General features: G+C 66.3%; 18 protein-coding genes. 5 read left to right on the forward strand and 13 right to left on the reverse strand.

The genetic code is table 11. The annotated features are described in order from the left end of the window. The 8 genes from H7X47_RS12700 to H7X47_RS12735 form a co-directional block, all read right to left on the reverse strand. The gene (locus tag H7X47_RS12700; protein ID WP_193369053.1) at nucleotides 1–1,455 is read right to left on the reverse strand and encodes a S41 family peptidase; all 1,455 of its coding nucleotides are present in this window, start codon (nucleotides 1,453–1,455) and stop codon (nucleotides 1–3) included. A gap of 206 nt (nucleotides 1,456–1,661) precedes the next feature. After that, complete coding sequence (locus H7X47_RS12705; protein ID WP_193369054.1) at nucleotides 1,662–2,402, reverse strand: gamma-glutamyl-gamma-aminobutyrate hydrolase family protein; 741 nt, start codon at nucleotides 2,400–2,402, stop codon at nucleotides 1,662–1,664. Further along, nucleotides 2,399–3,031, reverse strand: a complete 633-nt coding sequence (locus tag H7X47_RS12710) for a cysteine hydrolase family protein (RefSeq protein ID WP_193369055.1) — start codon at nucleotides 3,029–3,031, stop codon at nucleotides 2,399–2,401. The genes H7X47_RS12705 and H7X47_RS12710 overlap by 4 nt, the downstream gene beginning before the upstream one ends. A 16-nt stretch (nucleotides 3,032–3,047) precedes the next feature. Next, nucleotides 3,048–4,079, reverse strand: coding sequence for an isopenicillin N synthase family dioxygenase (locus H7X47_RS12715; protein ID WP_193369056.1), 1,032 nt, complete (start codon nucleotides 4,077–4,079; stop codon nucleotides 3,048–3,050). Nucleotides 4,080–4,082: 3 nt separating this feature from the next. Further along, on the reverse strand, nucleotides 4,083–4,889 hold the full coding sequence (locus tag H7X47_RS12720) for an ABC transporter permease (protein WP_193369057.1): 807 nt from the start codon (nucleotides 4,887–4,889) through the stop codon (nucleotides 4,083–4,085). Beyond that, nucleotides 4,882–5,811, reverse strand: a complete 930-nt coding sequence (locus tag H7X47_RS12725; protein ID WP_227010438.1) for an ABC transporter permease — start codon at nucleotides 5,809–5,811, stop codon at nucleotides 4,882–4,884. Before H7X47_RS12725 ends, H7X47_RS12720 begins: the two co-directional genes overlap by 8 nt. A 7-nt stretch (nucleotides 5,812–5,818) precedes the next feature. After that, entirely contained in the window at nucleotides 5,819–6,874 is a 1,056-nt protein-coding gene (locus tag H7X47_RS12730) for an ABC transporter ATP-binding protein (protein ID WP_319633598.1), read from the reverse strand. 94 nt (nucleotides 6,875–6,968) lie between these two features. Continuing rightward, entirely contained in the window at nucleotides 6,969–8,111 is a 1,143-nt protein-coding gene (locus tag H7X47_RS12735; RefSeq protein ID WP_227010439.1) for an ABC transporter substrate-binding protein, read from the reverse strand. Between the two features lie 243 nt (nucleotides 8,112–8,354). Here H7X47_RS12735 and H7X47_RS12740 point away from each other — a divergent pair, with 243 nt between their 5' ends. Further along, nucleotides 8,355–9,050 carry a beta/alpha barrel domain-containing protein gene (locus tag H7X47_RS12740; protein WP_227010440.1) on the forward strand — a complete coding sequence of 232 codons (696 nt, stop codon included), beginning with the start codon at nucleotides 8,355–8,357 and terminating at the stop codon, nucleotides 9,048–9,050. Between the two features lie 88 nt (nucleotides 9,051–9,138). Then, on the forward strand, nucleotides 9,139–9,912 hold the full coding sequence (locus tag H7X47_RS12745) for a DeoR/GlpR family DNA-binding transcription regulator (protein ID WP_193369058.1): 774 nt from the start codon (nucleotides 9,139–9,141) through the stop codon (nucleotides 9,910–9,912). Between the two features lie 7 nt (nucleotides 9,913–9,919). Here H7X47_RS12745 and H7X47_RS12750 read toward each other — a convergent pair whose 3' ends face one another. Both H7X47_RS12750 and H7X47_RS12755 read right to left on the reverse strand, forming a co-directional pair. Continuing rightward, nucleotides 9,920–10,834, reverse strand: coding sequence for a ketopantoate reductase family protein (locus H7X47_RS12750; protein WP_193369059.1), 915 nt, complete (start codon nucleotides 10,832–10,834; stop codon nucleotides 9,920–9,922). Between the two features lie 92 nt (nucleotides 10,835–10,926). After that, the gene (locus H7X47_RS12755) at nucleotides 10,927–12,333 is read right to left on the reverse strand and encodes a helix-turn-helix domain-containing protein (protein WP_193369060.1); all 1,407 of its coding nucleotides are present in this window, start codon (nucleotides 12,331–12,333) and stop codon (nucleotides 10,927–10,929) included. 189 nt (nucleotides 12,334–12,522) lie between these two features. Here H7X47_RS12755 and H7X47_RS12760 point away from each other — a divergent pair, with 189 nt between their 5' ends. Beyond that, complete coding sequence (locus H7X47_RS12760) at nucleotides 12,523–13,575, forward strand: ketopantoate reductase family protein (protein WP_193369061.1); 1,053 nt, start codon at nucleotides 12,523–12,525, stop codon at nucleotides 13,573–13,575. Nucleotides 13,576–13,700: 125 nt separating this feature from the next. Here the strand turns inward: H7X47_RS12760 and H7X47_RS12765 are convergent, their stop codons facing one another. The 3 genes from H7X47_RS12765 to H7X47_RS12775 all read right to left on the reverse strand — a co-directional run bounded on the left by H7X47_RS12765 (nucleotide 13,701) and on the right by H7X47_RS12775 (nucleotide 16,658). Then, nucleotides 13,701–14,069, reverse strand: coding sequence for an HU family DNA-binding protein (locus tag H7X47_RS12765; protein ID WP_193369062.1), 369 nt, complete (start codon nucleotides 14,067–14,069; stop codon nucleotides 13,701–13,703). 417 nt (nucleotides 14,070–14,486) lie between these two features. Further along, the gene (locus H7X47_RS12770) at nucleotides 14,487–15,200 is read right to left on the reverse strand and encodes a DUF6348 family protein (RefSeq protein ID WP_193369063.1); all 714 of its coding nucleotides are present in this window, start codon (nucleotides 15,198–15,200) and stop codon (nucleotides 14,487–14,489) included. 129 nt (nucleotides 15,201–15,329) lie between these two features. Then, entirely contained in the window at nucleotides 15,330–16,658 is a 1,329-nt protein-coding gene (locus tag H7X47_RS12775; RefSeq protein WP_193369064.1) for a glutamine synthetase family protein, read from the reverse strand. 172 nt (nucleotides 16,659–16,830) lie between these two features. Between H7X47_RS12775 and H7X47_RS12780 the strand changes: the two genes are divergently transcribed. Together H7X47_RS12780 and xylB are read left to right on the forward strand one after the other, a co-directional pair. Further along, on the forward strand, nucleotides 16,831–17,625 hold the full coding sequence (locus H7X47_RS12780) for an SDR family oxidoreductase (RefSeq protein WP_227010442.1): 795 nt from the start codon (nucleotides 16,831–16,833) through the stop codon (nucleotides 17,623–17,625). Continuing rightward, nucleotides 17,622–19,121, forward strand: coding sequence for a xylulokinase (xylB, locus tag H7X47_RS12785; RefSeq protein ID WP_193369066.1), 1,500 nt, complete (start codon nucleotides 17,622–17,624; stop codon nucleotides 19,119–19,121). Before H7X47_RS12780 ends, xylB begins: the two co-directional genes overlap by 4 nt. Nucleotides 19,122–19,143 lie beyond the last annotated feature (22 nt).

Here is a 19,143-nt window from a genome sequence, read left to right on the forward strand (position 1 = left end):
TCAGCGAAGGGCGGCAGTTTCCTGGCGGTCGCCGGTCACGAGCGCCTTATAGAGCGCCGGGTCGGCCAGAATGGCCTGCGCCACCTCCAGGCTGATGTCCGTATCGCCGCTCCGGGGCGGGCAAAGCGCGCGAAAAGCTTCGATGGCTTCTGCGTCTTCCGGGTCTATGTCGCGGGTTCGCGTGGCCCGGTCGATGGTGCCGCGACCGCTGCCCAGTTCAGCCAGCACCGCGTCGGTCGTTGCGCTTCCGCCGGTGCAGACCGTTGGCATCACGCCGCGCTTGTCGAGGCGGTAGCCGCCGGCGGTGTGCACCTCTCCCCAGGTGAGGATGAGCTCGCCTAGGTTCGGCAGCGGCATTACGGTCTGGATCGTGCCGGATCCGTAGGTGATGCTTCCGACCACCAGCGCGGCGTGGTTTTCCTGGAGCGTTGCCGCCAGGATTTCCGCCCCGGCCGCTGAACTTTCATCGACGAGCACAATCATCGGCCGCATTGCCACGGGAGATGGTTTGGCCTTGAAGCTCTGATGGCTGTCCTTGTGCCGCCCGTGAATCGTGGCGACCGGGCCGCTCGCGAGAAAATCGTCGGCGGATTCGACGACAGCACTCAGAAGCCCGCCGGGATTGCCCCGCAAGTCGAGGATGACTGCCGCTGTTTCAGGGGCTCTTGCCTCCTTGAGCAGCAGTTTCCTCAGGGCTTTTTGACCGAGATCGTCGAACTGGATCATGACGATGCGCAGGATGTCGCCTTCAAGGCGGCCGGCGACGGAGTGGGCGCCCCACTTTTCGCGCCGCACCGTCAGGTTCAGGGGCTGCGCTGCGCCGTCACGCAGAACGGATAGCTCGGCGTCACTGCCGATTTCACCACGGAACAGCTGCATGACTTCGGGCTCGGACAGCGGTTCGACCACAGTGCCGTCAACCGAGAGCAGGGTATCGCCGCGCCGCAGCGTCCCTGATTCCAATAGGTCGACGCTGTAGATGTAGTCCACATGAAACTTCCCGTCGTCGCCACGCTCAACTCCTATACTGAGCGTTCCTGAGTTCCCGTCCCGCCGCGTGCGATTCTCGCGCGCCGCTGCTGGCGATGCGTAGCGTGAAAACTCGTCGAGGCCGCCCATGACGCCCTCGACAAAGGCGTCGCTCAGGTCGGTCAGGTCTACCTCAGCCTCGTTGGAGCGGGCCTGCTCGACTTCAGCCAAAGCGGCAGCAACGCCTTCACCCCAATCGTCCCAGGCGCCTTTCGGCGGCGTTGCCTTGAACTGAAAGACAGCCTCTTCGTTGACGTAGGCGACGAAGAAGTCTCCTTCCCGGGTGAAGTCAGTTTCGGGGTAGCTTTCTTCCAGGTGTTCAAAGCCCGCCGCGACCAGGTCCGCGGGGTGGGTTTCCCGAATATAGATTTCGTCCACATTACCGAGAACGGCACTCACCAAACGGGATGTTCGGGATTCCGTCATGGGCCTGGCGCCTGGTGGCGTTCCCGCGCAGCCAGTCACTACAGTGAGCAACCCCAGTGCGGTTGCGCCCGCCGTGAAAAGTTTCCGAATTTCGGCCACCCCGAACTTCCCCTGTCGAAATTGGTTTCCCTAGGGGTCGCAAATTCCTGCTACGGTTTCAAGTCAAATGCAACCGTATCGGGTGGAGGTTGGGGCGGGAAGGAAGCTCAGGCCTTGCCGTGGACGGCTTCGGAGAAGGCGCGGAAGAGGCGGGTGGAGAAGTCGTTTTCAAGGGGCTTGTACTCGGGGTGCCACTGGACGCCGAGGGCGAAGCGCTTGGCGCCCTTCACGGTCACGGCCTCCGGGGTGCCGTCGGGGGCGAGGCCCTCGACCTCGATGCCCGGGGCGGGTTCGTCGATGCCCTGGCCGTGCAGGGAGTTCACCTGGATCTCCGTCGCGCCGGCGATCCGCGCGAACTGGCCGCCGGGTGTGAAACTCATCGAATGGCGCAGGCCGTAGCGCACGTCCGGGTCGTCGTCCTTGGGCTGACGGTGGTCCAGGCGGCCCTCGACCTCCTGCAGCTTGGGATAGAGCGTGCCGCCCAGGGCCGCGTTCAGCTCCTGGAAGCCGCGGCAGATGAAGAGGGAGGGCAGGCCCTTTTCCAGCGCTGCCTCGATGAGCTGGAAGGTCATGGCGTCGCGCGCCTCGTCGTGCGGCTCGTAGTGTTCGCTGGGCGTGTGGCCGTAGCGCGTCGGGTGGACGTTGGAGGGGCTGCCGGTGAACAGCAGGCCGTCCAGGGAGTCCAGCAGCTCCGCTGTCTCCTGGCTCTCCGCCATGGCCGGGATGATGATCGGCGTGCAGTTGGAGGCCTCCCAGACCGCGCGGAGGTACTTATCGCCGACCACGTGGTAGGGCGCGTTGCTGTAGGTGCGGTAGTCGGCGGTCACACCGACGAGGGGGCGCTTCATGCGGCCGACGCCCCTTTCGCACCGAGCTCCTTCAGCACCTCCACCGTCGTGGCAACCCGGGCGTAGGCCTTCATGCCCTCGGCGGTAGTCGCTTCCTGCTCTTCCGACTTGGCGGCGCAGGCATCGGGCACCAGGGTCACCAGGAAGCCGCGGTCCGAGGCATCGCGCACGGCGCTTTCGACGCACTGGTGGCTGTAGACGCCGAAGACGCAGAGTCGCTCGACGCCCAGGTTGCGCAGGATGTACTCGATGTTGGTGGCGTTGAAGATGCCGGAGGCCGTCTTCGGGATCACAATCTCGTCGCCCTGAGGCGCGACCTGCGCCATCACCTCGCCGCCGGGCGAGCCCTTGGGGATGAGGAAGTCGGAGCGCTTGTGGTCCAGGCTGCGGTCGCGGCCGTCCTCGGTCAGGGCCTCGATCACCGTGTAGATGACCTCGACGCCCGCCTCGCGCGCCGCCTTGATCAGCTTTCCGGCGTTGGGCAGCACCAGGTCGTCGACCCGGTACCAGAAGTGGTCGCTGCTGGCGAAGCCCAGGGCCTCGCTGACCTTGCGGTCGCAAAAGCCGCGCTGCAGGTCGACAACCAGAAGAGCCGCGCGTCCGGCCGAGAGGGAGAAGTCGTAGCCCATCGAGATCAGCTCTTGCTCAATGCTTGCCGGTCTTTTCCCGGTGATAATCGAAGGTGGCGTTGATCATGTCCAGCAGATGCTGGCCGCCGGTGGTAGGCGGGAACTTCGGCGGATTTCCAGGCGTGACGCAGGTCGGCAGCGCCGTCACCTCGGCGGAGAAGTTCGGATCGAAGAAGAAGGGGATGGAGTAGCGCTCGCCGCCGGAGGTGTTGATCACCCGGTGCAGGGTCGAGGCAAAGAGGTTGTTGGTCCAGCGCGCCATCATGTCGCCGATGTTGATGACGAAGGCGCCGGGCACCGGCGTGGCGTCGATCCAGGTGCCGGCGGCGTTCTTCACCTGCAGGCCGCCGTTCATGTCCTGCGCCAGGATGGTCAGGCAGCCGAAGTCCGTATGCGCGCCGGCGCCGATCTGCTTCTCGGTGATGCTGCCCTGTTGCGGCGGGTAGTGCAGGGGGCCGAGCGTCGCCATGGGGTCGGTCAGCTGGCGGTCGAAGTAGCACTCGTCCAGGTCCAGCGACAGGGCGAAGGCGTGCATGATCTGCTTGCCCAGGCCGACCAGGGCGTCGAAGTAGGACTGCATGGAGCCCTGCCAGCCGGGCAGGTGCTGCGGCCAGAGGTTGGCGCCGTGCAGCGGCGTGCCCGCCGCCACCAGCGGATGGTCGGGCGCCAGGTCGCGGCCGATCTTGATGCCTTCCTTCAGGTCGCCGGCCTCCCTCTGCTTGGCCGGGTCCAGGTTCTCGCCGCCGACCTTGAAGAAGCCGCGGTGGCAGGGCGACTTCTCGATGTCGATCTCCAGCTTCTTTTCCATCGGCTGGTCGAAGAAGCGCTTGGCCTCGGCGAAGGTGCGCGCCAGCAGGGCCTCTGAGATGCCGTGATTGGTCAGGTAGAAGAAGCCGATGTTGCGGCAGGCGTGGCCGATCTTGTCCGCCACTTCCTTGCGCGCGGCCAGATCCCCGGTCAGGAAGGAGCCGAAGTCGATCAGCGGGATCTCCTCCAACGCGATGCGCTGGCCGCGCAGACTTTCTTCCAGTTCGACGGCAGACATCATCGGTTATCTCCCTTGTGCACGCCTCATGAACACCCAGGACAGATAGCCCACCAGCAGCACCACGGCCGCGCTGGCCGTGGTCAGCGCGCCGAGGGTCGGCACCAACGGTGTGTAGCCGGAGACCATCTTGGCATAGAGCCATTCAGGCACCGTCTGGTCCGCGCCGGTGGTGAAGAGCGAGAGGGGGAAGTTCCCCCAGGACAGCAGAAAGGCAAAGAGCGCGCCGGAGACGACGCCGGGCCAGAGCACCGGCAGCGTCACTTCCTTCAGGGTCTGCCAGCGCGTCGCGCCGAGGTCGAAGGCGGCCTCCTCTAAGGCGGGGTCGAAGGAATAGGCCTGGATGGAGATGACGAGGGTCACGATCGGCACGATCCACACGAGATGGGCGATCACCGCCGTCCGCCAGTCGGGGATGATCCCGACCGTCGAGAACCAGATGAGCAGGGCCAGGCCGAGCACGGCCTGGGGAAAGAAGATCGGCAGCAGCACCAGGCGCTGGTAGATCCGCCGGCCGCGCCAGTCGAAGCGGGCGAAGGCCAGGGCCCCGAAGAAGGCGAGGACCACGGAGACCAGCGCCACCAGCAGGGCGATGGACAGCGAGGTCGAGACCAGGTCGCGCACGGTCAGCGACTCGAAAGCTTTCTCGTACCAGCCGCTGTCGTAGCGCGGGATCGGAAAGCGGAAGTAGCGCGCCTTGGAGAAGGAGGCGAGCACCACGCAGAGGATCGGCAGGTAGAGGAAGACCAGCAGCGCCCCGGTCCAGGTGATGATCAGGCCGTGGGTGACCCGCTTCTTCTGACGCTCAGTCACCGTTGCCTCCCTTGCCGCGGCCCAGGATCTTGTCCAGGTCGATCCAGTTCAAGAGGGTCAGCACCAGGGTTCCGGAGAAGAGAATCAGCAGCATCGAAAGCGCCGAGCCCAGCGGCCAGTTCTGCCCGAAGGTAAAGGCGGTCTCGATCTCGTCGGCGATCATGATGACCGCCTGGCCGCCCAGGATCTTCGATTCCGCAAGGGAGCCCAGCGAGAGGATGAAGGTCAGGAGGCCGCCGATGAGGATGCCCGGCATGGCCAGCGGCAGCTCCACCTCGCGGAAGACCTGCCAGCGCGAGGCGCCCATGTCGAAGGCCGCCTCGGTCACTTCGCGCGGCACCATGGAGACGCCGAGCACCATGGGGAAGAGGGCAAAGGGCAGGTAGACGTAGACCAGCCCCAGCACGATGGCCGGCACCTCGTAGAGCATGGACTCTCCATCGATGCCGAACCAGGCCTTGAGGCCGCCCAGCATGACGCCGCCCTTGATGAGGAACAGCACCCAGCCGAAGAGGCGGATGTTCTCCGAGACGAAGAGCGGGATGATGATGGCCAGCGTCAGGAAGTTGGCCCAACGCCCGAAAATCTTGGCCATGCCGTAGGCGATGGGCCAGGAGATCACCAGCAGCAGCACGACGGTGGTGAGCGCGAGGCCCAGGGACTTGGTGAAGGAGAGGTAGTAGCTGTTGGAGAAGATGGCGAGGTAGTTTTCCAGCGTCGGCGCCTGGGTCAGCTCGAAGGTTTTCTCCGGCATGAAGCTGTAGCCCAGCACGGCCAGCAGCGGCGCGGCAAAGGCGACGCACAGAAAGATGATTACCGGCAGGGCGGCCAGCAGGCCGGGGCTGACGAGCCGCCGCCGCCGCGGTATCTTTTGGGTGGCGATGGTGGGCTGTGCCGTCATGGTGTCGCTGGCGCTGCTCATCTGCGGCTCATTCCGGCGCCAGCACGCTGTCGCGTGCGTCCCAGCCGATGGCCACTTTGTCGTCCAGCTGGCCGCCGTAACGCTGCTCGCGCAGCTTTTCGACTAGGAAAACCTGCTCGCCGACGCGCACCTGGTACTGGATGCGGCTGCCGAGGGCATATTCGTTGTAGAGCACGCCCTCGACGCGGTTCTCGGCCTCTTCGCCGGGGGCGAGGAAGCGAAGGTATTCCGGCCGGATCACCAGGAAACCGCTGTCGAAACCGTTGATGTCGGGTGCGGCGAGGTCGGTGCCGAGGGCCGGGCAGTGCAGGCCGCCGCCGTTGCGCTTGACCTCCAGCACGTTGACCTCGCCCATGAACTCCGAGACGAAGCGGTTGGCGGGCCGGGAATAGATCTCGTCGGGGGCGCCGACCTGGACCAGCTCGCCGGCGCGCATGATGCCGATGCGATCGGACATCACCATGGCCTCTTCCAGCGAGTGGGTGATGTAGATGAAGGTCTTGCCGGTTTCGCGGTGGATATCCTTCAGCTCCTTCTCCAGCGTCTTGCGCAGGCGGAAGTCGATGGCCGAGAGCGGTTCGTCGAAGAACAGGATCTCCGGGTCGAAGGCCAGGGCGCGGGCCAGGGCGATGCGCTGGCGCTCGCCGCCGGAGCACTGGTTGACCTGCTTCTTGTAGTAGTCCTCGGGCAGGCGTAGCTGGCGCATCAGCTCCAGGGCGCGGTTCATGCGCTCGTTGGCGGGGATGCCGCGCATCTTCAAGGGAAACTCGATGTTCTGGCCCACCGTGCGGTGAGGGAAGAGGGCCAGGGACTGGAACACCATGCAGGTGGGGCGCCGGTTGGCCGGGGTCTCGTTGAGGCGCTGGCCGCGCAGCGCGATCTCGCCGTCCGAGGGCTCCTCAAGGCCGGCAAGCATGCGGATCAGGGTGGTCTTTCCGGAGCCCGAGGGCCCGACAATGGTGAAGAACTCGCCCTCCTCGATGGCGAGGTCGATCTCCTTGACGGCCTGGAACTGACCGAAGCGCTTCGATAGCTGGGACAGCCTCAGGATAGGGTCGGCCACGGCACCTCTCTCTGGCTCGAAACTGGAAAACGCCGCCTCAACGGCAGCCGCCGCGGGAGCGGCCGGAGCCGGACCCGCGGCGGCCATAGCCATCTTAGGCCTCTCGCTTGGCCTCGTTGTAGATTTTGTTCATCACGTCGTAGTCGGGGTTGATCTGGTAGTCGACGGTGTTGGACAGCTCTTCCTCCAGGCTGTCCCACTGGATGGCGTCCAACTCCTCGCTCGAGAACTTCTCGAAGACCTTGGGGTTGCCCATCTGGGTCACCGGGTTGTAGGTGCCCTCGGCGAAGGCGACCGCGTGGCAGACTTCCGGGTTCTGGACGTATTCCAGGAAGTCGTAGGCCAGGGGCGAGCCCTGCGGGTTGTTGACCACCGAGGTGACCTCGACCCAGGTGATGCCGCCCTTGCCGCCGGCCATGGGACCCTTCTTCGGGGTGATGCCGCGGATGTTGGAGTAGCCGTCCAGGCGCGCCGGACTGGAGGTATAGGTGCCGCCGGTCAGGTAGAAGTCGATCTCGCCGTTGATCAGGGCCAGGTTCATGGCCACAAGATCGTCGGTCAGCAGCTTGGCGCCCTTGAACCAGGCGCGGGCGACCTTCTCGTAAGCCGCAATGTCGGCCTCACTGTGCTTGACGAAAGGGTCCAGCCCGGCGCCGATGCACATGTGGTAGATGTTCCAGTTGTCGTAGGTGAGGATGCCGTACTTGCCGGAATTGGAGGCCTCGTTGAAGAGGTTGAAGCCTTCGTCCTCTGCGGTGGCGCGGCTCACCTTGTCGGTGTTGACGACGAAGTTGAAGGGGCCGAAGCGCTGCACCATGCCCAGCAGGTTCTCGCCGTCGGCCGTGTAGCACCACTCGTAGTCCTTGTTGAAGGGCGCCATCATGTTGGCGAAGTAGGGCTCGAAGCGGTCCTTCGGCAACGGCTTGATGAGCTTTTCCGGCCACATCTGGTCGCGCGCCCAGGGCTGGTTCAGGTTGATCACGTCCCAGACGTTGATCTCACCCGCGCGCAGCTTGTTGATCATGTCCGGATCGGAGGTACCGCTCTCGGCGCTGACGTTGGCGTCGGTCTGGCGGCGGAAGGGGTCAAGCACCTCGTCGGAGTTGTATCCTTCCCAACAAAGGATGTTCAGTTCCTTCTCACGCGCGGCGAAGGCCTGTCCCGCGAAGGGGCCGGCGAGGCCCAAGGCGCCCGCGGCGGCGGAGTACTTCAACAAACTGCGACGGTCGAACTGCATGATCACGCCTCCCGAATTGTGTCGTAAACCCATGAATCCCTGTTCCTTCGTTGTGATGAAGGTACCACGCAAAATTTGGTAATTCCAACATGATTTGTTGTACTCGCCACGAACTTGGGGCATAACCGATGCAAGGCGCCCGGCGAGAGTCCCGGCCAAGAGGCGCTTGCACCTGCCGCCTTCGGCGCCTTATCCGGATGCCGGATTGGCAGGTCCCAGTTTCGATGTGGAGAACGGCCCTTCATGACGCGACCCCCGATTGATTTCATTTTCATGTTTACGCGCGCCGACCAGACGGTCGAAGATTGTCTCGAGGTATTCGAGACCGTGGCGCGGGCTGGTGTGAAGCACATGGGGTTCAAGGATATCGGTGTCGACTTCGACACCCTGGTGGAGCTGAACCGCCGCATCAAGGATGCCGGCGCGGTCAGTTACCTGGAGGTCGTCTCCTCGACCAAGGAGGCCTGCCTGGAGTCCGCCCGCGCCGCGCGCAAGATCGGCGTCGACCGGGTGATGGGCGGCACCGAGGCCAAGGAGATTCTCGAAATTCTGGACGGCAGCGGGATCGACTACCTGCCGTTTCCCGGCAAGCCGGTCGGCCATCCCACCGAACTGGGCGGCAAGCCCGGCGACGTGGAGGCGGACTGTCGCCGTTTCGAGGCCATGGGCTGCGCCGGCGCCGACCTGCTGGCTTACCGCGCCACCGAGGCCGACCCCCTGGACCTGGTGCGCGCCGCGCGCCGCGGCACCAAGGGCACCCTTGTGGTGGCCGGCAGCGTCGATTCCCCCGAGCGCATCCGCGCCCTGGCGGAGGCCGGGGCCGACGCCTTCACCATCGGCTCTGCCGCCTTCGACGGCTCCTTCAGCCCGCGCAAGGGCGCGCTGGGCTCGCAACTGCAGGACATCCTGGCTGCGGCCGCCTTGAGAACGGCGGCCTGACGGTATCTGCATGGCGGTATCCACGAAGACCGGCGGCAAGCCGGGCAAAAGCGGGAGCAGGGGCGCTCCGAAGGCGGAGTTGAAGCCGGTGAAGACCAACGGTCGGCTCGACCGCGATGAGCGTCATCGCCGCATCATCGCCGAATTGAAATCCAATCCCACCGTGCGCATCTCGCACTTGGCCGAGGCCTTCAACGTCTCGACCGAGACGGTGCGCCGCGACATCGACGACCTCTCCTCGCGCGGCCTGGTGGAGCGCACCTACGGCGGTGCCGCCGCGCCCATGGGCCGCGAGCCCTCGGTCGGCGAGCGTACGGCCGCCATGGTCGCAGAGCGCCAGCGCATCGTCACGGTGGCCATCCAGGCCATCGCGCCGGGCGACGTGGTGATGATCGATTCCGGCGCCACCACCCATCACCTGGCCGAGAAGATCGCCGCCGAGCGCATCGAGGCGACGATCATCACCAACGGCCTGGATATCGCCGAGGCGGTCGGCGTCTCCAACCGGGTCAAAGTCATCCTCTGCCCCGGCGCCTATTCGGCGCACGAGAGGGGCGTCTACGGCCAGGACACCTGCGAGTACCTGGAGCGCTTCCACGCCAACGTCGCCTTCACCTCCGCCGGCGGCATCACCGAGGGCGGCATCACCGACGTCGACTCCCAGGCCTGTTGGATCAAGCGCACCATGTTCCGCCGGGCCGAGCGTCGCATCTTCATGATGGACCACACCAAGTTCAACATCCGCTTGTTGGAGGTCGTAATGCCGCTCAGCGGCCTGACGGACCTGGTGGTCGACAAGCCCCTGCCGGCCCCCCTGGCCGAGGCGGCCAAGGCCGCCGGTGTGACGACGGTGGTGGCCTAGGCGCAGCCTAGAAGCCGCGTTCCCTGAATCTGACCAGGCCCACGAGGGTCGCGTTGACCGGCGCCCGGCGGCCGAGTTTTTCCGCCTCGCGCGGGATGGCGCCGTTGATGAAGTCGATCTCGCCGCGCCGCCCGGCCTCGAAGTCCAGCAGCAGGGAGGGCTTGGCGTTGGGGATGGCGGCGCCGAAGGTCCGCACGTGGTCGACGGGATCCTCGATGGTCAGCGCGATGCCGGCGGCGCGCGCCACCTCCCAGGCCTCCGTCGCGGCGGCGCGGCTGATCGGGCCCATGTCCGGGTCCTCCATCACCTGGCCGATGGTGAGGCCGGTCAGGGTGCAGGGCGCGCTGTAGGCGACGTTGCAGATCAGCTTCTCCCACTGCATCACCGCGATGTCGCGCGCGGGCTCGGCGGCAAAGCCGGCGTCGCGCCAGACCTGCACGGCTGCTTCGACGCGGTCATAGGGCAGGCCGGCGTAGGCGCCCATGCGGATGGTCTTCATGCCGTTGTGATGGACGTGCCCGGGGCCTTTGAACGAGGCGCCGAAGCCGCCGGCGATGCCGACCATGAGGCGATCGGCGCCCAACGCGGCGGCCACGCCCTCGGCGCTGCCCAGGCCGTTCTGGATGGTGACCACCAGGGTCTCGGGGCCGAGCAGCGGCCTGGCCGCTTCCGCCGCCGCGGCGGCGTCGGCGGCTTTCACGGCGACGACGATCATATCGACGGGCCCGGCCGGCGGCGCGGTGGATGCCGCGACCTTTACGGTGCGGTCGCCGCTGGCGCCCTCGACGTGAAGGCCCCCGGCGTTCATCGCCTCGACGTGCTCTTCCCAGCGGTCGATGGCCAGCACCTCGTTGCCGGCGTCGGCCAGCAGGGCGGCGTAGACCGAGCCCATGGCCCCGCAGCCCACAATCGCGATCCGCAAAGCGCTTCCTCCCTCTCGTGTTCTGCTTCCTGTCTTACACGAGAAGGGGAAGGCACGAGAAGGGGAAGGAGGGGCGACCCTTGGCGCCGGTGTCAGCTCTCGTAGCGGGTGTTGCCGCGGCGCTTGGTGTCGATGGGCAGTTCGGTGAAGAGCGGCTGGTGCGCGCGCTGGGAGCAGGCCTGGCGCGGGCAGAGATGGCAGTTGATGCCGATGGGGCTGAACAGGCCGTCGTCCGCGATGTTGAAGGGCGCGGCGTAGCCCAGGCGGTGGGCATGCTCCAACTCGCAGCCCAGCGAGAGGGCGAGGCGGCGGTCCTGGGAATCGCGGCTGAAGACCGGGCGGTCGGTGGTGCGGCTGATGGTGAAGAAGCGCTCGCCGTCGGGCAGCTCGACGAACTGCGGAACGATGACCCCCGGCGTACGGAAGGAGGTGTGGATATTCCACACCGGGCAGGCGCCGCCGTATTCGGCCAGGTTGAAGGAGGTGGCGTTGAAGCGCTTGGTGACGTTGCCGGCCTTGTCGACGCGCAGGAAGAAGAAGGGCACGCCCTTGGCGCCTTCGCGCTGCAGGGTGGTCAGGCGGTGACAGACCTGCTCGAAGGAGACGCCGAAGGCCGCGGCGATGCGGTCGACGTCGTAGTTGGTACGCTCGGCGGCCGCGTGGAAGGGTTCGTAGGGCATGAGGAAGGCGGCGGCGAAGTAGTTGGCCAGTTCCACATGGCAGCGCGCTAGGCCGCTTTCCGAGCGGATGCCGCTGCCGGCGGTGAGGCTCTCCAGCACCTCGGCCAGTTCCACCAGGCAGAGCACATGGGCGAGCTGAAAGACCCGGTTCTGGTGGTCCAGCGCCTCGGAGAGGTGCACTACCGAGTCCGCCTCGTCGTAGATGCGCAGCGCCTGGCTCATCTCCTCCACCGGGGCCGTGTGCACCTCGATGCCGTGCACGTTGTAGAGCCGCCCCTTCAGCATGGCGTAGACGTCGTCGGCGTCGCAGGGCTCGGCGGCGCGCAGCTTCTCGGCTGCCTGCTCCAGCTCGTCGAAGTAATTGGCGTGGTCGCGGAAGAAGTCGTGGATGATGGTCTCCGGCGAGGAGGACAGCAGGTTGTCCGGCATGCGCTCGCTGCCCAGGCGCATCATCTTCTCCAGGGCCGAACGGTGGCTGCTGTAGAGCTTCAGGAAGTGGCCGACCACGCGCGGGGCATGGTCGATGGCCGCGCGCAGCTCCTGCAGGTCGGGGGCGCTGCCGCCGAAGATCGGGTCCTGGACCGCGTTCCTCAGGTCGGTCAGCAGGGTGGAGGATTCGTCCTTGATCAGGTCGCGCCAGTCGACGCCGTAGGCGTCGGACAGGGCCAGCAGCATCTTTACAGAAAGGCTGCGCTGGTTGTTCTCCAGCAGGTTCACATAGGCCGCGCTGACGCCCAGCGCCTTGGCCATTTCCGCCTGGGTCTGCTTGTGCTCGCGCCGCAGCTGGCGAAGTCGCGGGCCGATCAGGGTCTTGCGCATGGGCCTGAGTCTGAAATTAACAAATTAACAGATTATATAAATTGTTGTGTCAACACACAACACATAAACCCGAGAATCCTCGCGCGCTGCCCCGGACGCGGTTAGGTTGTTCGTCATCAACCAAACTTGGCAGAGCCCCCAAAAGACAGTTCCCCGGGGGTCGATACAAAACAAAACGGAAAAGAACAGATGGCCCACAAGATCCTCATTCTCGGCGCTTCCTATGGCTCGCTCCTCGGCACCAAGCTGCTCATGGCCGGTCACGACGTGACCCTCGTCTGCCGCTCGCAGACGGCCGAACTGATCAACGCCGAGGGCACCGAAGTCCGCATCAAGCTGAAGGACGAGGACGCGCACCGCGCGATCCGCTCGGCCGACCTGCCGGGCACCCTCGACGCCAAGACGCCGGAGGAGGTCGACCCCAGCGAGTACGATCTGGTGGGCCTGGCGATGCAGGAGCCGCAGTACGGCGTGCACGCCATCTGGACCCTTCTGGTCCGCATCGCCGAGGCGGGCGTGCCCTGCCTCTCCATCATGAACATGCCGCCGCTGGCCTACCTGAAGCGCATCCCCGGCCTGGACAGCACCAAGCTGGAGCGCAGCTTCACCACGCCGCGCGTCTGGGACCGCTTCGATCCGGAGCTCATGACGCTGTGCAGCCCGGACCCGCAGGCCTTTCGCCCGCCCGAGGAGAAGCCCAACGTGCTGCACGTCGGCCTGCCGACCAACTTCAAGGCAGCGGCCTTTGACGATCCCAAGCACAACGCCCTGCTGAAGCAGCTGGAGGCGGACATCGCCGCCGTGCGCCTGGACGGTAAGGACGTGCCGGTGAAGCTGCGCGTCTTCGACTCGCTCTTCGTGCCCCTGGCCAAGTGGTCGATGCTGCTGACCGGCAACTACCGCTGCATCACCGCCGGCGAGCCGCGTCCGATCCGCGAGGCCGTGCACAGCGACCTGGAACTGTCGCGCAGCATCTACGCCCACGTCGATGCCATCGCCCGCAAGCTCGGCGCCGACCCGGCCGACCAAGTGCCCTTCGAGAAATACGCCAAGGCGGCCGAGAACCTGCTGAAGCCGTCCTCGGCCGCCCGCGCGGTGGCCGCCGGCGCGCCGGCCATCGAGCGCGTCGACATGCTGGTGCAGCTGATCGGCAAGTCCCTGGGCATGGAAAATCCCGCCATCGACGCGGTCGTCGCGACCGTCGATGCCAAGCTTTCGGAGAATCAGCGTCTCTCTGCCTGAGCCTGTCCCGGCTCGACACCGGGCAAACTGAAACGGCCGCGGCGACCCCTGGAGGTCTCCGCGGCCGAATTGTTTTCCGGCTTGAGGCCGGAAGTCCTCATCCATCCCTCGGGCAGGGGAGAGGCTTAGAGCGAGCCCTTCAGCGTCTGGCCCGGCTTGAAGCGGACCGACTTGGAGGCCTTGATCTTGATCGGCGCGCCGGTCTGCGGGTTGATGCCCTTGCGCGCCGCGCGCTTGGTGACCATGAAGGTGCCGAAGCCCGGGAGCTGGACCTTCTGGTTCTTCTTCAGCGAGGCGGAGATCGTGCCGAGCATCGCGGTCACGGTGTCGCGCGCCGCGGCGTTGGTGCAGCCGGTGCCGGCCTTGATGACCTCGACCAGCTTCTCGCGGTCGCTGGAGCCGGCCGGGGTGGCGGTGACTTTCACTGCTTTCTTGGCAGCGGGCTTCTTCGCCGCGGACTTCTTCGCGGCTTTTTTCGCGGGCTTTTTGGCCATCTCAAGGGTTCCTTTTGCGGGGTGCCGATGTGTCCGCCTGATACGCCAGGCCCGGCGAAAAGGTCAACGTCTGCCGATTCCCTGGAATAAAGGGCTTGCGGTTTCAGGCCCCTTGCAGCAGCCCGACCACCGCGGCGCGGAAACCCCTAGTTTATAGGGCTTCCGCTGTCGGATGCTTGTTTATCATATTGATTTATAGAGATGATTCTGTCTCAGGAGGCGTGCTCGCGCGGAGCCGGGCTGCTTTGCTTTGGTTGCCTGCTGCGCTTGGCATGCCGCGTCATTTTCCCTACTGCGAGACGGCCACAGTTACGCCGGAATCCACTCTGGAGGCGGAGTTTCGGGACGAATCGGTCACCGCGACTCGAGTCGCGGGAGCCCTTCTGGTGCGCCGAAGAGGAGCAGGAGGGCGAAACTTCAGGATGCTTTCCCCCTTACCAGCCAGTTGACCGTACGGCTCCAGACACCCGTTCCCTTCGTCGTCGTTTGCTGCGGGACCTCAAGCATTAAGAAGTTGCGAAGGCTGTAGAAGCCTTTGCCCTTCTGCCACTCGAGCCTCGCGTAAGCCTCGGCTCCAGCGGCCCAGGTGTCATTGTCCAACAGGGCCTCGATGACCGTCTCACCGTTTCCGACGTCGCAGAAGAAGGTGCGGATCCAGTGCAGGCCCGGGGCCAGGGCTTCTTTCTCCGCAGCGTGCTGGACGACCTCGAAGGCGTTGTTGGGGTACTCGACGTCCGGGTCGCTGGAAACGCGATGCACGAAGGCTCCTATGTAGGCTTTCCATGTTGCCGAGCCGCTTTGCCACTCCTCGACGTCCACCTGCTCCCCATCCAGCCTGTCCCAGAGCACCGCCAGAAGCACATGAAGGGAGCTCATGGAGAAATTGCGCAGGGCATCGTGCAATCCCTCGCTGCCTTCGCCGACGCCGGCAAAGCACTCTTCGATGACGCGCCCGTCCTGCAAGGCGACCTGGATGTCCAAGCGGCCGGTGTCATTGGGGTGGGGATACCAAGCCGCGCGCAGTGCTGGATAACCGTCGCCGCTCCGCAGCCACCCGTCCCGGAGGGTGAGCTCGACACCGTGCGCCTTCAAAAGGTTCTGCAGACCTGTGTCGAGGTCTTCGGGCGTCATTGCAATCCTCATCATCCTGCAGCAGCGGTGCGGTCGAAGGCTTCCTGCACCACTACCACAGGACGATTATAGGGGATTACGTTTCAATCTCGCTAGGGAGGTGTTGGCTTCTTCGCGGCGGAGCCTCAGTCAGTAAAGCTCCAGGTACTCGTCGCGCTCCCAGTCGGTGACGTGGCTGCGGAAGCGGTCGAGCTCGGCCTGCTTCACGGTGGTGAAGAGCTTCACGAAGTCCTCGCCCAGCATCTCCTGCATGGCCTTGTCCTTCTTCAGGGCGGCCAGGGATTCCTCCAGGCTGCCGGCCAGCTTCTTGTGCCGGGGGTCTTCCTCGGAGGGGCCTTCGGAGGGCTTCGGCAGTTCGTCCTTGTCCTGGATGCCCAGCAGGCCGGCGGCGATCACCGCGGCGATGGAGAGGTAGGGGTTGGAGAGGCCGGAGGCGGCCCGCATCTCGATGTGGCAGTTCTCCTCCCCGGCGTCCTTGATGCGCACCATGGCCGTGCGGTCCTCGATGCCCCAGGAGATGTTGGAGGGCGCGAAGGTGTGCGGCTTGAGGCGGTGATAACAGTTGGGCGTCGGGTTGATCAGCGGCTGCATGGCCTTGGCGTGGGCCAGCAGGCCGGCGGCGAACTTGCGGATCAGCGGGTTCATGCCGTCCTTGGCGCCCTTGGTGTAGAAGGCGTTCTTGCCGGTCTTCTTGTCCAGCAGGCTGATGTGCAGGTGGCAGCCGCAGCCGGCCATGTCGGTCGCTGGCTTGGACATGAAGGTCGCTAGGTAGCCGCTGCGGTGGGCCAGCTCCTTGATCGCGTTCTTGAAGGTGAAGGCCTTGTCGGCGCCTTCCAGGCCGACGCCGGGGCCGAAGTTGATCTCGAACTGCGAGGGCGAGTATTCGCAGTTGTGGGTGATCACGTCGATGCCGGCTTCGTGGAGCACGTCCAGCAGGACGTCCAGGAAGGGGACGTACTGGTTACGCACGGCGTTGAAGATGTGGACGCCGCCGAAGAGTGGCTCCTTGGTGTCCGGTTCCAGGAGATAGAACTCGAACTCGTGGCCCATCATCACCTTGTAGCCCGCCTTGTCGGCCAGCTTCAGCATGTTGGCCAGCACGGTGCGCGGGGTGCCGCCGACCGGCACGCCGGGCTCCCAGTAGGCGTCACAGATCACCTTGGCGGTGTCCTCCAGCCAGGGCACGATGCGCAGGGTCGAAGCGTCGGGGATCAGCATCTGGTCGCGATAGCTGACCTCCTCGTGGACGCCGCTGCCGCCGATGACGTTGGAGGCGGTGTCGAGGCCGATAGTGCCGCCGTAGAAGTTCAGGCCCTTGCGCGCGTAGCTCTCGGCCTTGCCCACGGGAATCACCTTGGTGCGGCTGGTCCCGTGCAGATCCGGCAGTTCGAAGCGGACGTAGCGCGCGCCCATCTTCTTCAGCGCCGCCATCATCTCCTTCACCTCATCCCCCGCCATTTTTGCCTCCTTGATGAATCACATGCCGTTTGTTGGTTGGTACCTGCCAACATTATGTTGCAGTTGCCAAGTGGTGCAAGCTACCTTCGCCGGAAAGAGGGTATCGGGCCTCTCGGCAAAAGCCCACCCGGACCCTGGCACCTGGAGGGGGACTTCGATGAGCGCAGGGCGCATGGCGGGCAAACACGCGGTGATCACCGGCGGAGGCGCCGGCATCGGCCGGGAGGCGGCGCTGCTTTTCGCCCGCGAAGGCGCGGCGGTGGCGGTGGCCGACGTTGATGCCGGGACCGCCGAGTCCACGGCCGGCGAGATCGTCGCGGCCGGCGGCACGGCGACCGCCATCACGGTGGACGTGGCCGACCCCGACTCGGTGGCCGCGATGATCGCCGCGGCCGAGGAGCGCCTGGGCGCGGTTGACACCCTGTTCAACAACGCCGGGGTGATGCTGAACGGCGACAACGGGCCGGAGGACACCGCGCAGTCGGTCTGGGACCGCACCATCGCCATCAATCTGACCGGCGTCTTCCACTGCTGCCGCTTCGGCCTGCCGGCATTGCAGCGGGCCGGCGGCGGGGCCATCCTCAACATGTCCTCCCTGGTGGCGGTCATGGGCGCGGCGGTACCGCAGCTGGCCTACACCGCCTCCAAGGGCGGCGTCCTCGCCATGACCCGGGAGATCGCCGTGCAGTACGGCCGCCGCAACATCCGCGCCAACGCCCTGCTGCCGGGGCCGATCGGCACACCGCTGACCGCCCAGCTCTTCGACACCGAGGAGAAGCTGGAGCGCCGCCGTGTCCACATGCCCATGGGGCGTTTCGGCAAAGCGGTCGAGGTGGCGGAGGTCGCGCTCTTCCTCTGCTCGGACGCCGCCAGCTACGTGACGGGCGCCGGCTACCTGGTCGACGGCGGCATTCATGCCGCTTACGTCACGCCCCTGGACGAGGCGGCGGGAGGCGGCCCCCTATGACCGTCCTTCTCGGCGTCGACCTTGGTGCGGGCAGCCTCAAGGCGACCCTGATCGACGACGCGGGCGCGACCCTGGCCGAGGCCGCGGCGCCCATCACCACCGCGAACCCCAAGCCCGGCTGGTCCGAGCAGGATCCGGCGGAATGGTGGCAGGCGCTCTGCACGGTGGTGCCCCAGGTGCTGGAGAAGGCGGGCCTGCCGGCCGCCGACATTGCCGCCGTCGGCATCTCGGCGGGCGCCCACATCGCGGTGCTGGAGGACGCCGAGGGGGAGGTGATCCGCCCGGCCATCATGTGGAACGACCAGCGCAGCACCGCCGAGGCGGCCGAGTTGCACGCGCGCGCCGGCGAGATGATCATCGCCACGGGCCTGAACCGCGCCAACCCGACCTGGAGCCTCTGCCAGCTCGCCTGGCTGCAGAAGCACGAGCCGGAGGCGGTGGCCCGCACCCGGCGCCTCTACATCGCCAAGGACTGGCTGCGCGGCCGCCTGACCGGCGACTGGGCGACCGACTATTCCGACGTCCTGGGCGCGCTGATGTCGGACGTCGAGACCCGCGGCTGGTCGCCGGACATCTGCGGGCTGATCGGCTGGGACATGGCGACCCTGCCGCCGGTCGACGCGCCGGAGGCCATCGCCGGAGAGGTTAGCGAGGCGGCGGCCCGGGCGACGGGCCTGGCCCCCGGCACGCCGGTGGTGATCGGCTCCAACGACACCACGGTGGAGCTCTACGGCGCCGGCGCCATCGAGGCGGGGAAGGGGGCCATCAAGCTGGCCACGGCCGGCGTGGTCTTCCTGGCCTGCGACCGGCCGGAGGTGCACCCGCCGGTCTCCTGCTATCCGCACATCCTGCCGGGGCTCTGGTACATGGCCTCCGGCATCAACGCCTGCGCCACGGCCCACCGCTGGGTGCGCGACACCTTCTTCGCCGATCTGCCCCAGGACACGGCCTTCGCCGAGATGGACCGCCTGGCCGGCGGCATCGCGCCGGGCTCGGACGGCCTGATCTTCCATCCCTACCTGATGGGCGAGCGGGCGCCGCACTGGGACCCCAAGCTGCGCGGCGACTTCATAGGGCTCACCCTGGGCCATACGCGCGCCCACTTTGCGCGGGCCTGCTACGAGGGCATCGCCTTCGCGCTCAACGACGTGCTGCTGGCGGCCAAGGAGCTGTCGGGGGCGACCTTCGGCGACATGCGCCTGCTGGGCGGCGGCGCGCGCAGCGCCACCTGGCGCCAGATCATCGCCGACGTCACCGGGCTGACCATCAAGGTGCCGGCCAACGGCGACGCCTCCTTCGGGGCGGCGCTGGTCGCCGGGGTCGGCGGCGGCGTCTTCGCCACGCCGGAGGAGGCGGTGCGCCGCTGCGCCAAGATTATCGAGGAGAACCGCCCGGACGCCGGCCGCCACGCGGCCTACGGCCGGCTTTTCGGGCTCTACGACGAGGCGCGGCGCGGCCTGACGGGCATCAACCACCGCCTCCACGACGGGAACTGATGGCCCGGCGGGACTGCGCCGG

The sequence above is a fragment of the Pelagibius marinus genome (assembly GCF_014925385.1).
Lineage (GTDB): Bacteria > Pseudomonadota > Alphaproteobacteria > Kiloniellales > Kiloniellaceae > Pelagibius > Pelagibius marinus.